This window comes from Pseudoalteromonas citrea (assembly GCF_000238375.3).
GTDB classification, from domain to species: Bacteria; Pseudomonadota; Gammaproteobacteria; order Enterobacterales; family Alteromonadaceae; genus Pseudoalteromonas; species Pseudoalteromonas citrea.
Genome location: NZ_AHBZ03000026.1, coordinates 15546 through 29660, shown reverse-complemented (window position 1 = coordinate 29660; position 14115 = coordinate 15546). Strand labels below are relative to the sequence as shown.

The 14115-nt window shown below is 41.7% G+C and carries 12 protein-coding genes; 5 read left to right on the top strand and 7 right to left on the bottom strand.

The genetic code is table 11. The features are described 5' to 3' along the window. Window positions 1-8: 8 nt before the first annotated feature. Window positions 9-1445, top strand: coding sequence for a Si-specific NAD(P)(+) transhydrogenase (gene sthA / locus PCIT_RS18210; protein ID WP_084622637.1), 1437 nt, complete (start codon window positions 9-11; stop codon window positions 1443-1445). Window positions 1446-1533: 88 nt separating this feature from the next. On the opposite strand, the gene PCIT_RS18205 is transcribed toward sthA, so the two are convergent. Both PCIT_RS18205 and PCIT_RS18200 read right to left on the bottom strand, forming a co-directional pair. Further along, window positions 1534-2763 carry a hypothetical protein gene (locus PCIT_RS18205; RefSeq protein WP_157592790.1) on the bottom strand — a complete coding sequence of 410 codons (1230 nt, stop codon included), beginning with the start codon at window positions 2761-2763 and terminating at the stop codon, window positions 1534-1536. Continuing rightward, window positions 2756-3394, bottom strand: coding sequence for a methylamine utilization protein (locus tag PCIT_RS18200; RefSeq protein ID WP_040696781.1), 639 nt, complete (start codon window positions 3392-3394; stop codon window positions 2756-2758). Before PCIT_RS18200 ends, PCIT_RS18205 begins: the two co-directional genes overlap by 8 nt. Window positions 3395-3600: 206 nt before the next feature. On the opposite strand from PCIT_RS18200, the gene PCIT_RS18195 reads away from it, so the two are divergent. Next, window positions 3601-5643, top strand: coding sequence for a glycoside hydrolase family 97 protein (locus PCIT_RS18195; protein WP_010367256.1), 2043 nt, complete (start codon window positions 3601-3603; stop codon window positions 5641-5643). An 80-nt stretch (window positions 5644-5723) separates the two neighbouring features. Here PCIT_RS18195 and PCIT_RS18190 read toward each other — a convergent pair whose 3' ends face one another. Continuing rightward, window positions 5724-6155 (bottom strand): hypothetical protein, encoded by a 432-nt coding sequence (locus PCIT_RS18190; RefSeq protein WP_010367254.1) that lies wholly within the window; start codon window positions 6153-6155, stop codon window positions 5724-5726. A 278-nt stretch (window positions 6156-6433) separates the two neighbouring features. Beyond that, the gene (locus tag PCIT_RS18185) at window positions 6434-7603 is read right to left on the bottom strand and encodes a hypothetical protein (RefSeq protein WP_010367253.1); all 1170 of its coding nucleotides are present in this window, start codon (window positions 7601-7603) and stop codon (window positions 6434-6436) included. A gap of 643 nt (window positions 7604-8246) precedes the next feature. Between PCIT_RS18185 and PCIT_RS18180 the strand changes: the two genes are divergently transcribed. Together PCIT_RS18180 and PCIT_RS18175 are read left to right on the top strand one after the other, a co-directional pair. Next, window positions 8247-9185, top strand: coding sequence for an alpha/beta fold hydrolase (locus PCIT_RS18180; protein WP_010367252.1), 939 nt, complete (start codon window positions 8247-8249; stop codon window positions 9183-9185). A gap of 176 nt (window positions 9186-9361) precedes the next feature. Further along, window positions 9362-10045 carry a DUF1707 SHOCT-like domain-containing protein gene (locus PCIT_RS18175; protein WP_010367251.1) on the top strand — a complete coding sequence of 228 codons (684 nt, stop codon included), beginning with the start codon at window positions 9362-9364 and terminating at the stop codon, window positions 10043-10045. A 64-nt stretch (window positions 10046-10109) separates the two neighbouring features. On the opposite strand, the gene PCIT_RS18170 is transcribed toward PCIT_RS18175, so the two are convergent. Further along, window positions 10110-10631: a GNAT family N-acetyltransferase gene (locus tag PCIT_RS18170; protein WP_084622635.1), complete on the bottom strand. Its 522-nt coding sequence runs from the start codon at window positions 10629-10631 to the stop codon at window positions 10110-10112. Then, on the bottom strand, window positions 10628-11830 hold the full coding sequence (locus tag PCIT_RS18165; protein WP_010367249.1) for an MFS transporter: 1203 nt from the start codon (window positions 11828-11830) through the stop codon (window positions 10628-10630). The genes PCIT_RS18170 and PCIT_RS18165 overlap by 4 nt, the downstream gene beginning before the upstream one ends. Window positions 11831-11932: 102 nt before the next feature. On the opposite strand from PCIT_RS18165, the gene PCIT_RS18160 reads away from it, so the two are divergent. Further along, entirely contained in the window at window positions 11933-12817 is an 885-nt protein-coding gene (locus PCIT_RS18160; protein WP_010367248.1) for a LysR family transcriptional regulator, read from the top strand. Window positions 12818-12854: 37 nt separating this feature from the next. Here PCIT_RS18160 and PCIT_RS18155 read toward each other — a convergent pair whose 3' ends face one another. Continuing rightward, window positions 12855-14018 (bottom strand): MFS transporter, encoded by a 1164-nt coding sequence (locus tag PCIT_RS18155; RefSeq protein WP_040696788.1) that lies wholly within the window; start codon window positions 14016-14018, stop codon window positions 12855-12857. Between the last annotated feature and the right edge of the window lie 97 nt (window positions 14019-14115).

The following is a 14115-nucleotide window of genomic DNA, read 5'->3' as shown; positions in this document are numbered from 1 at the left end:
GAGAGGCTGTGACTAAACCAAAGCAAACCACTGAAACCCCACAAATACCTAGTTATCAATACGATGCAATTATAATTGGTACCGGCCCTGGCGGTGAAGGCGCAGCAATGAACTTGTCAAAAAGTCAAAAGCGTGTCGCTGTCATTGAGCGTCAACGAGCCGTTGGTGGGGGCTGTGTTCACTGGGGGACCATTCCTTCTAAGGCATTACGCCACTCTGTTAGCCGCCTCATCGAGTACAAAGCGAATCCTTTGTATCGCTTTACTGAAAAGCCACAACGTCATACATTTCAAGATATTTTAAATCACGCCAGTGCGGTTATCTCTAAGCAATCAAACTTACGTAGTAGCTTTTACGATCGTAATCGTATTCATTTATATCAAGGTGATGCGAGTTTTGTTGATGCCCATACCATCAAAGTGCAACATGAAGATGGCTCACAAGAATTACTCACCGCACAGACCATTGTTATTGCAACAGGCTCACGGCCCTATCGCCCCCCAGAAGTTGATTTCAGTCATCCTCGAGTATACGACAGTGATACTATTTTAAGCCTGAAACATAACCCACAACGGGTGATTATTTATGGTGCAGGAGTGATTGGCTGTGAGTATGCATCAATCTTTAAAGGACTGGGCGCCAAAGTAGATTTAATTAATACCCGTGACCGATTACTTGCTTTCATGGATGCAGAGATATCTGACGCGTTAAGTTATCACTTTTGGAACAGTGGTATTGTGATCCGCCATAATGAAGAGTTCGCACAAGTGGAAGGGAATGAGGATGGGGTGATCTTGCATCTTCAATCAGGAAAACGCGTTAAAGCAGACTGTATTTTATTCGCCAATGGCCGAACGGGTAACACCAATGACCTAAACCTTGCTGCGGTAGGTTTAAAAGCGGATGGCCGTGGTCAACTTAAAGTAAACGAGAATTACCAAACTGATTTAGATAATGTCTATGCCGTGGGTGACGTTATTGGTTACCCGAGTCTTGCCAGTGCTGCGTTTGACCAAGGTCGCATTGCCGCAGATGCAATTGTACAAGGTGATAGTGCTGATAAACTCATTATTGATATACCGGCTGGCATTTATACCATTCCCGAAATGAGCTCTGTAGGTAAAACAGAGCAAGAACTAACAGCTGCAAAAATTCCCTATGAAGTTGGCCGTGCGCAATTCAAACACCTCGCTCGTGCCCAAATCACAGGCACCGAAGTCGGTAGCTTAAAACTGCTGTTTCATGCAGAAACAAAAGAGCTCTTAGGCGTGCATTGCTTTGGTGAACGAGCCTCTGAAATCGTCCACATTGGCCAAGCCATTATGGAACAAAAAGGACCTGGCAATAACGTGGAATACTTCGTTAATACCACCTTTAACTATCCAACGATGGCGGAAGCATATCGTGTCGCCGCACTTAATGGTTTAAACCGGTTATGTGACTGAAAGCCTTAAAGGTAAGTCATAAAAAATCGCCACACATGCTGGCGATTTTTTATGTGCTTTGTGACGAGTCAATCAGCTTAAATCTGCGCTAAAAATGATATTGAGCCGTCACTCTCCATAAATTCTCTTGTTCTGTCTCTGCTCGACCAACAGGTGGCCTAAAGCTCGCCTGCGTATCTAAATACTGCCATTCTGCGCCGACTTGCCACTGTTGAGATAGCCGCTTTCTTATATTCACTGTTACTGCGTTAGTTTGGCTCGCGTTAGGGTCAAACTGCCATACATCTTTATCTATCACTTTCGACTGTTCTACACGACCACTCACTCGATATCCCTGCCAAGAGTGACTGAGCATTACAAACCAACTATTAAAGTTATTGTCTACGCCTCGACGCTCTCCCATAGCGGTATTACCAAACATCGCTTGCATAATTAATTGTGTTTGTTTAGATAGTTTACTGCGCCACGCGATACTCCAAAACTTTGTATCCCACGCGTATTGCTGTGTTTTGTGATTTAGAACCGATGGGTCACCATTGTTATCGTACCAATATACCCTGAGTGAATGCCTTTTTAAGTATTCAATATGGGTCCCTAAGTAGTAACCAAAGCGCCCATCTACTTCACTAAAAGGTTCTACAAACTGACCTTGCTGTGCTAATTGAGGTGCCATAAGTGCGTACAATGGCGCAAATTGAATTCGTTCATTAATAACGGACTGCCTATCATGCGGTGTAAAACCCCGCCAGGCTAGTAAACTGCCTGCCGGATCATTGCCCTTATACACAGCCCCCAAAAAACTCACATCATATTTACTACGAAACCGCCTCGCAGGGCGTTTTAGCTCAAACTCTGCACCAAATGTGCGAACTTCTTCCCCGAGCCATGCATTTAACGATGAATATTGATACGTGTAGGGTGATGACCATGCAGCGGCTGTGTTTTCTAACGACATCCGAGGGTAGAAAGCCCCAACGCGCGCGCGCAGCTGATAACGCTTAGACAAAGGCTGATAGCTCAGATACGCTTCTGTCAAACCAAGTTTATGATCTGGGTCTGGCACATACTGCGCAACAACATTTCCTGACCATGCAGAGCTCAGTTCTAATCGCCCCTCAAGCGCTGCACGAGATACATTAATGACATTACTTTGCGTACCAAATCGACTCATTCCCCAGCCACCAGCAGTCCATGCTTTTTGCCTGCTTTGCTCATGCATGCTGACCTCAATAACACCGTGTAACTGCCCATCCACTGCAACAGCATGAGAAGCCATGAAATATAATAGCCCTCCTGCCAGTGTGATGTATTTATTCATAACCATCTGTTTCATCCGTTAAAAAGTCCAGCTTTTCAAGCAAAGGGCGCTTCAATTGATACACCTCTTTTTGTGATGTATCTCTAATTATCAGTGATTGTGATTCTGGTTTATTCAAATTTTCAAATTGCTCATGCCACACTTTTAACACCGCAGTGCCTACTTGCGTGTCGCTTAACGGCAGTTCAACCTTCCCTTGTTCATCCGTTAATCCATACACGCCTGAACTAACCACTAATATATAACCCAACATCCAATCATGAATGTTACACCCCAATTCAATCACACCCGGCTGCGTAAAATGAATGGGTGCCTGCGGCTTATCGCGATATAACTTTAGCTCAAACGCTTTTGGCTGTGAAAAAGAGTAAACATGGTGCAAGATAGAATCAAAGTTAGGGAATTCAACACTAGCCCCTTGCGGCACAATTAACGCGTGCGGTGTGAAGTTGCGATCTCTTTGGCCCATACTATATTTTTTTAATAGTGATGCTTTTTTGACAGGCCATAGGTCACCTTCTAACCAAACAGCTGTCCCAGCAAGTGGCTTACCCAGTGTATCCTTCACTGTTATTTCCAATGCCTGACAAGAGAACCCCATCAAGCATGCTAACCCCATCAATTTTTTCATTTTTTACCAATCATACTATGTGAAATCACTTGTTTTTCAGTATAGATTACCTACACAAAAAACTCGCATTTTTACCACGAGATATAAACAGACCGGTCCAATTGATTTAATCATTCACCATGAATACGTATGCAGCCTATTCACCCATTATTTCCAGCAAAGTATGCTTAAACATTAACACAAAAATGATTATTTAAGAGGCAGTTATGTACGTACGCACCCTAATTTCTTTGGGTATATCCTTATTTTCATCACTCGTATTTTCTGCCAGTTACTCGGTGACTTCACCGAATAAGACTATAACCGTCTTGGTCAATGATGATCACGGACAACCAACATATCGAGTACGATTTAAAGATAAGCTTATTATTAATAACTCAAAGTTAGGATTTGATTTTCAACGTCACCCTTCTATGCGTAATAACCTCACATCTTCCCACGCGCAAACCACAACTCATCATTCACAGTGGCAACAACCTTGGGGTGAAGCGCGGTTGATCACTGACCACTATAATGAGTTAACCCTCACGTTCATCGATAAAGGCACTCAAGCGACGGCTTATAAATTAAGAGTAAAAGTGTTCAACGATGGCCTTGGCTTTCGGTACGAGCTGAATAAACCCCACGCCCTTTATATTACTCGAGAACTGACTGAGTTTGCCTTTGCTCATAGTGACAAAAGCACCGCATGGTGGATCCCCGCTAGAGGCTGGAATCGATACGAATATACCTACAACACCACCGCGTTGCATGATGCAGCACATGTTCATACCCCTTTCACTTTAAAAAATGCAGAGGGTGTACACATCAGTATTCACGAAGCAGCACTCGTTGATTATGCAGCAATGACGCTAAATCAACGCAGGCCAGGTACTTTCATTGCCGATTTAACCCCTTGGTCAGATGGTATCGCAGTCAAAACAAACGGCACCTTTAACACCCCTTGGCGCACCATTCAGATTGGTGAAGATGCCACCGATTTACTCAATTCACACTTAATTCTGAATTTAAACGAACCAAATAAACTGGGCGACGTTTCATGGGTCGAACCAGGCAAGTATTTGGGGATATGGTGGGGTATGCATATCGGGGAAAACACATGGAGTAGTGGTGAAAAGCATGGTGCTACGACTAAAAACACCAAAGAATATCTCAGTTTTGCGGCTCAATATGGCTTTGATGGAGTACTTGTTGAAGGCTGGAACACTGGATGGGATGGAGATTGGTTTTTTAATGGTGATGTTTTTAATTTTGTAGAGAGTTACCCTGATTTTGATATAGATGCTGTGAGCCAACACGCAGAAAAAGTAGGGGCGCGACTCATTGGTCATCACGAAACATCAGGGAATGTCAGTAATTATCGCACACAAATGAAAGACGCTTTTGCCCTTTATCAACGAGCTGGTGTATCACAAATCAAAACAGGGTATGTCGCTGATGGTGGTAACATCAAGCGCATTGATGAACGAGGTCATGCCCGCTTTGAGTGGCATGATGGTCAATTTATGGTTAATGAGTACTTAGATAATGTGATACTTGCAGCTAAATATAAACTCAGTATCAATACTCATGAGCCTATTAAAGACACAGGATTACGGCGCACTTACCCTAATTGGCTCTCTCGTGAAGGTGCACGAGGACAAGAGTTTAACGCGTGGGGCACCCCTCCCAACCCACCGGAGCACACTACATTATTGGCCTATACACGCATGTTAGCCGGGCCGATGGATTTTACCCCAGGTATTTTCGATATGGGCTTTAATGGCTTAGGTGAAAACACTAATCGCCCACAAACCACACTCGCCAAACAACTCGCTTTGTACGTTGTCTTATACAGCCCTATTCAAATGGCTGCCGATCTGCCTGAGAATTACCTTGCCAAGCCAGGTGCCTTCCAGTTTATTCAAGATGTGCCAACAGACTGGGAACAGAGCATCGCATTAGCTGGAGAAGTGGGTGATTACGTCGTCTTTGCTCGTCAAGAACGACAACGCGGGAAGTACTCTGGTAAAGATTGGTATCTCGGTGCTATCACCGATGAACACCCTCGTGTGACCACTATTAAGTTAGATTTTTTGGATAAACACACCCAATACGAAGCCCATATCTATCAAGATGGCGAAAAAGCGGAGTGGAAAAACAATCCATACGATATACACATTAGTAAAAAAAGAGTGAAAGCGACGGATTCGCTGACTTTGAATCTAGCTGCAAGTGGCGGTACTGCGATCCGCTTTAAAGCGCTTTAGTCATTTAAGGATACAAAAATATCAAACTTGTCAGTTTAACGACTCAGTTAAACTGACAAGGTATTAAAGCTACTATGAACTTATTGCTCTAGTTCGCCACCATCAGCAGGAAAGCGATTGTCAGGTTTAACATATAGACCCGTCGCACAGTGATTATTGTTTTCCCATGTGCCATCTTGATAAAGTACACGTGTTACACATGCAGTTGCATCAGCAAAGAAATCAACTTCACCGCGACCATCTTCACTAAAATTACAGTATGATGAAGTATTACAGCGCCACTTCCCAGAATTAATCGCTTGGTGGCTCCAAGTCACTTCTTGCACAGGCTTATCTGCAACAAAACGAAATGCAACACCCGGTCGTGATGTATTTGTCTGTGCACTACACATGTCGGCTGTCCAGAACTGCTTAGTCGCAGTGCCGCTTATCAAGCATTCAACATGAGCCGCTTGTGCAACACCCGCATACGATCCCATTGCTAAAACTGTAGAAATTATTAATTTTTTCATATTTTCAATCCTTGTTACTTTGTTAGAAACACCTTTATGTCACTATTATTACAATACGGCAACAAAAATAGCGAATAAAAAGTAATCAAATGTAAACGAGGGAGGGCTGACGTTCCATTATTATCTTACAACGTCATGAAAGTGATACTTTTTACTTCAATGGGAAAAGTATCTACCACGCTACATATTTAACATGGTGACATGATCGCAGATGCGCACGGATACCATACACACATAAAAAGTGCGCATGGTAAGGTATATGACTTTAAACAGAGTGCCTAGACTACCTCCAGCAGCCATACATACACCATAGGTATATCATTTTTGTAAGTCACTTTAATATCAATCAGCTCACCGCTGACGATTTGGTTAACGGAAAATTGGCTATTGGATAAATAATAATGGCCATCGTCATAGCGAATATCAGCCCCAGATAACACCTCAACCCCTTTTACCTTCGCTAACTCAATTAGCGCATCTTTAATGGCCAAATCAATTGCTGTACTGAGCAATGTATCCGCCGTCATTTTGCCCTTTTCGCCAAAATTACCTAATGCAATCGCTCGACCTTGAAATTGCGGTTGTGTCTTCCAGTCTTCATGCAATTGGAGCGGTATATCATGTCGAGTAATGTTCTTTGATGACATAAATTGGGCAACTAAGGTGTGGCCATACGAGCATGAACGGGTATGTAATAAAGGAGACTGCCACTCTCTTGCAGTCACGTTCCCTGAGCGTGTTCGACTGATACTATGATGCTCTGTACCACTTAAATTTTGGTATAACTCAGTCTGTGTATCCACGATATTTACATGCGATGTGTCTAATAAACTGGCAATGACCCCAGCATTTTTTTGCGCTTGCGCTAATTGCTGATGAGGTGCCACCGTTAAATAACTGACCGACGTGATTGTATTGGGTGTCGTATCACACAGCCAAGACGGTGTACATTGGCTAAAATCACATTGCAGCTCTGTACATTGTGCCATTGGTGACTGTGATAGTCGCGCGATAGCATTTAAAGAGCCATCAAACACATAACTATAAATCACAGAATCAGTTACGTGCGCTGGTAAAAATGTCACCGTGCGACCACTGTCGAGTGTAATTTCTGCCGTCCCCTCGGTACTAATGTTATATAAATCTCGCTCGGTTAGCATGAACGAGTAGTACTGAGCCAACTTATGCAACGCGACTTTTCGGCTGGCTTTAATGGCTTTCTGACCATACAAATCGAGTACAGGAGTGACGCCTATAAACCCTGTTCTTTCTTGTGAAACAGGGTTTTGCAGCCAGCACGGGATACGAGGTGCTTTTGAATATACCTTTTTTATAGTCTCTTTTATGTGTGCTATTTCTTGTTGATAGGTCTGCGGCGTACTATTACAACCCGCGACTGCAGTCACAATTCCAGCCCAACAAATTGACCTCACACCATGGGTGTTCATTCGCTTTTTCCTTGCTTTTTTAAGCCTTAAAAGGCCTTGATACACATTTTCGCACAGCCTACATTCTATTCCCTATAAAAGCTACATCCCATCACTCGACAAAGCACACCGACGTTACATCAAACAAGTACGATAAACGCGCAAGTATGGTGCGTATTTCATACGCAAAAACGACTGGAATACATACGACATTTAAAGATCTTTATCGGCTGTAGATAGATCATTGCACAATAACTGGCTTGTAAGACTCAAAAAACATAAAAATATCAGTAACAAACCCTAAAGAAATAACTTGTTATCAAACGAAAAACAACACCCAATATGGAAACATAAAACACATACAACAACATAAAACACACTTAAAAACATTAAATAAACACACCCGCAACAAAACCAGATCACATAACGAGCAACTTAACAACCGAGCTGGTAATTCACGCAGATGTTACCAGTGAGTGTTTTCTCTGCAGTTGACTCTCATTGTGTATAAATTTAGCAAAAAAGAGCGATCCGCCTTCGATCCCCGATTAAAATTGACCTCATCAACAACGCGCTTTTTTTAAACTTAAGAGACGCACAAAATTTATACTTGGCAGCTATACTCAATCACACTTCACATTACTCAAAAAGTCATAAATACAACGTGACAATAAAACAGATACAAACAAAGAGTGGCCTGTATATTCACTGCCAAGATGAAGGTAAGAAAAGTGCACCCGCTATTATTTTAATTATGGGGCTAGGTGCGCAAATGACGGTGTGGCCCGATGTGTTTTATCATGCCTTAATAAACAATAATTTTCGGGTAATACGATTTGATAACCGTGATGTAGGGCTGTCTAGTCAGCTAAATGAGCACGGTACACCGAGCCTCTTTTCAATCTGGTTTAACAAGCACTTTTCTTTGGGAAAACCCGCGCCTTATTCACTTGAAGATATGGCTGAAGATGTGATCAGCCTGATGAAAGAGTTGAAAATATCGCAAGCCCACCTAGTCGGCGCATCAATGGGAGGGATGATCGCGCAAATCATTGCGGCAAAATACAAAAAGAAAGTCTTAAGCCTCACTTCAATTATGTCGACCCCTGATGTAATTAGCTTTTCGGCCACAACCCTAAAAACAATATTAAAACTTGCGCCTATCAGCACTAAAAATACCACGCGAGATTCAGCAATTAACTACACTATAAAACTCAATCAAATAATAGGTAGCCCACATTGCTTGCCTAACGAATCAACTTTAAGAGCACACGCTAAAGCACAAGTCGACAGGGCGCATAATCCAAGCGGAATAAAACGACAACTTTGTGCCATCACAACAACAGGTAAAAGAGCACATTTACTCAAAAATATAAAAGTACCAACATTGGTTATTCATGGGGCAGCTGACCCACTTTTTCCTGTCTCTGCAGGTATTAATACCGCTAAACTCATAAAAAAAGCCAAACTAAAAATAATACCAGAGCTTGGACACGACTTTCCGCCTAAGTTCATGGAAAAAATCGCAAAGTGGATCAGCCAGCATGTACATAAAGCGGAATATAAAAACCTGCAAAAGAAAATTAAAAAACTCACCAAATAGCCAATGAAATAGGTGTTTTATCGATAGATTTTTAACCAAAATTTGGTCATTATTACTATAATATAATCTAAAAAATAAAATTTAATTTATAAGATGCTGATTTATAATAAAAAAATAATGGCCTTGATATTGCTTTTAATATATAGGCTTGCTCACCAGACAATAACGGAGAATATATGTCAGTCCCTATTTCAGATAGACCTTTAGAAAAAGTAAAAGAAGAAGTCATTGATCAACTGATTTTAAATTATAGCCATGGTGAGATCTCAGCCGACGCTTTTGAACGCCGATTAGATCAAGCATATGCATGTGAAGATCAAGCGGATCTCCATGCATTAACTGCAGATCTTCCGCTACAAACCGATCCTCGCTATCAAGCAGAAAAACTGTCTTGTACCCAGCCTAAGTTCACTGCTTCAACAGAAAGTAATGCGCAATTAACCATTACCTCAATTTTGAGCTCTGATACACGATCGGGCGCATGGACAGTACCCAAAGATATTTATATTAAAAATTATTCTGGGTCCGTTACACTCGACTTTAGAAATGCGGTATTTACACACCCCAACGTTAATATATATATCGATTGTATTTTAGGCAGCGATGAATTTATTGTACCTGACAACATTGATGTCACTACCAGCACTAAAAATATTTTAGGGTCTGTCAACAGTGATAAGACCTCACTTGCTAGCATAACAACTAGTGGACAGCGACCTCATTTACATATTCAAGGCAGAGTTATTTTGGGCAGTGTTGATGTAACGATGAAGCAATCTATGAAGCAGTCCCTAAAACAGTTTGCAGATCATCTTAAAGATCTATTTAGTGATGACAGTAGCGATAAAAAATCACATTAAACACACTCAAACCGATGTATTTTACCGTCGTTCACAAGGTAAAATACATCAGTAGCTTAAATGGTTATGTCCTGCATATGCCATAACTAAACGCATCTAATCGCTCACCTCCAATGAAAAAGTGAGATTTAAAGACCCCCTCTCTGTGCATCTGCATTTTTTCCATTAACCGCCATGATGGCGTATTGTCGACCGCACAGACTGCAACGATTTTCATAACCTCGAGCTTTGAAAATAAATGCTCTATAAATGCGCTTACCGCCTCAAAAGCATACCCTTTACCTATCGCCTCTTTTTTTAGTCTATAGCCGATTTCACCTACCAAACTTGCCTTATTAATATACTTAAACATTACCTCCCCGATCAGCTCATTCGATCCACTAAGTGTAATTGCCAGCGCTAGCCTCTGGTTTTCTTCTCCTAACCAGGGCTGACAATTTTCAGATAAACGCTGCTTTGCCTGTGCCAAAGTGGTTTGATCGCTAATATAGCGAGATGTTTGCGGACAACTCCGATGCGCAAAGCTCGCTTGAAGGTCAGCCATCGTCATCGGTCTTATTATTAATCTAGATGTACAAAACTTCACTCTCTACTCCTTACTTGTTTGCGCGTTATGTGCTGGAAAGCGCCATTAAAAACAGTCGCATGTGGTAATAACTTACACCAAGCCAATAACAACACGACAGCGACTAACAATGTGATCCACGCAAGATCATCCAATGAATCGATTAAATAAGCATTACAGCCTACTGCGAGTAAAGTGAACCCCAATAATTCAACAGCCCCTACCAAAGCATTTGCACTACCCGTTTGTGCAGCATAATGCACACCAAGCAATTGCATATAAGCCGCAAAATATCCGCCAAAAACAACCATCATAAAACCATACCCTAGCAATACACTGGATAAACTGAATGGCAAAAAGATGTAACACATAGCGCTACATATCAATAAAGGCCAAAATAGCGCGAATAAGGTTAACTCATTCATAGTTCGGTGCAGGTATTTGCTCATCAATGCCCCTATGAACAACCCACTCATTGGAAACATCATCATCATGCCAAACTGCTGTTCACTCAGCTGGAAATGCTGCTGTAATAAAAACGGAAAGTACAATTGAGTCGTTAAATAAATAAAAGTGGGTAGCCACTTAAACGCTGCAATCGAAATAAACCGCCCTTCTTGTAACATTAGCCAATATTGTTGCAATAAATACCTAGGTCGAACGGATCTAATCGTCGATATATGAGGATCTGAAGGCAATATCCACCAGCCAATGATTGCTGTAACGCCAAAATACGCAGCCAATACCCAGGCTAAAAACTGCCAACTAACCAACGAGGTAAGCGTGCCACCAATTAGAGGTGCAAGAATAGCCACGCAACTTGATACTAAAGCCAATTTAGCCATCGCCATTTTTAACTGAGCTCCACTTAAGGTAGCAACTAATAATGTCCGACTTATCAACAATGGTGACGCAGCCCCCACGCCTTGCAATATACGGCCAAATGAAAATAGCGCCGCAGAAGTTGAAACAGCACACAACACTGTGCCTAAAATAAAAATACTTTGACCGATAAAGAATACCGGTCGGTCACCAAATTTATCTCGTAGCGGCCCAACAACCAATTGCGACACTCCCAGGAACATAAAGTACCCCGTGATCATTGCCTGACTTTGCGTAGCGCTTAACGCCAAACTTTCTGCTATTTGCGGCAGTGCAGGCAAAAAGATTTGGCTTGCCAGCTGTGAGCACGATAGCAGCAAAATAGCTAATCCCAACATGTCCCCTAGCCTCTGTGGTTTAATTCTTAAACACTATATTCTTTACTTTGATGACAAAAAACACTGTAATTGGCAAAACATTATTTCTTCATAGGAACTAATATGGATTGGCTAACTGCAACCCGCAGCTTTACTGCACTCGTTAAACATAAAAGTTTTACCATCGCAGCTGAGCACCTAGAGATTTCAGCTTCAGCAATGAGTAAACGTATTGATTGGTTAGAAAAACAATTGGGTTTAAGTTTATTCACGCGTACGACTCGACAGGTCAACCTCACGGAAGCAGGAAATAGCTTTTTACCCAAAGCAAACGCACTTCTCACTCAATTTGAGGTAATGATCAATCACAGTTATGAGAGCACCAAAGTGCCTATGGGTACCTTAAAGTTAGCTGCAACACTTGCCGTAGGCAGTCGCGTGTTGTTGCCGCACATTAGGCAGTTCTTAAGCCTATATCCACAAGTGAACGTGCAGCTTAATGTCCTTAATCCAGGGGCATTACCAGATTTACAAAACGATTTAGTGATAACTCGACAATATGACGAATTTGACTCATTAGCACATAAAGGAACACGGCTATTAAACTATCAAATGCAGTTGTTTGCCTCACCAGATTACATTGAGAAACACCCCCCAATAAAAAACCTGCAAGATCTGCAAGCACACAGAATGCTGCTCAGTAACTATTATCAAAAAAAAGGCCATATTGAGCTGAGTGACGGAACGCGCTTCTTGTTTCAGAATTACAATTTTGTGTCAGACAATTTAGACTCGATTTTAGAGGCGGCTATTCAAGGTATGGGACTGATTTTTATCTCTTCTACTTATATCAGTAAGCAACTTGATGAAGGCAGCTTAGTGCCTTTATTGCCTTCTTTACACTCCGCAACAAAACAGCTTTGGGCTTACTATCCAAAAAGCGCCTTCGTGCCACTCAAAACGCGTTTATTTATCGACCATTTAAAAGCAGGGCTAACGACGATATAACCGTTAGCCCAAAAAGAAGTCGATGTTCACCGGTATATTATGAGCTACGTAATGACAGTTTATCTAAATGCGGCGTAACAAATTGGCTCAACAGCAGTGAGCACGCAGCTAGCCCCGCACCAAAATAAAATACTAGGGCTTGGTCGTATAACCACACAACACCGAACGCTGCTGGAATAACCACTGCCGCAATATGATTAATGGTAAAACTCACACTGGCCGTCGCCGCAATATCCTCAGGATCCGCTATTTTTTGGAAATATGTTTTTAACGCAATAGCCATCGCAAAAAACAAATGATCAATTAAATATAGTGCTGCGGCAAACATCGCAGAGTCGACCACCGCATAACCAATAAAAACCAAAACAAGGCCAGCGTACTCAATAGTTAGCGTTTTCTGCTCTCCTACTTTATTGATCATTTTCCCTATTTTTGGCGCTACAAAAATATTAATAAGGTGATTAACCATGTATAGAGCGGTGATCTGCGCCACGTCAAAACCGAACTTTTCAACCATTAAAAACCCCGCAAACACCATAAAAATTTGCCTACGCGCTCCAGAAAAAAATAGCAGTATGTAATACAGGCTATATTTTTTACGTAAAATAATTTTTTTGTGCTGGGTGGATGATATGGTAAAAGCTGGAAACGCAATAATAAGGTATATCGTGAGCAATAGCCCAACCCCGCCGATTGATAAATATAACCATTGGTAGTCTGTCGAAAAGAAGGTAACTGACAACCAAATAGCAGCATAGGTCAGCAATGAGGCCAGTGACTTAATGGACATCAGCCGCCCTAACTGTTGCGGGGCTTCATCCTTACTGAACCATTGTAAACTCAATGATTGATTAATTGTTTCAAAGTAATGAAAGCCAATCGACATTAACACCGTTGTGGCATACAACCCATAAATGCTGGGAAATAGGCCCGTGACAGCAACCCCAATTGACAATAAGCACAAACTGACCAAGGCAAAAGTTTGCTCTTTAAGCACTAAAAGTACAAAAACAGCCGTAAAAGCAAGTAAACCAGGGATCTCTCGCAAAGATTGCAGCATTCCCATATGTGCCCCAGTAAATTGGGCAGCCTCAATTGCAAAGTTATTGAGCAACGCCATCCATCCAGCAAACGTGATTGCCATAATAGATGTAGCGATGGCTAAAAAACCAAATGGAGAACGCATAGTAACCAAACTCATTTTGTTATTCATATTTCCCTTCCAAAGCACAACAAAGTTTATGATCAATTCTATCGATTGTTTAAAGAACCAGGTTATTGTATGCTCAGAAATAAAT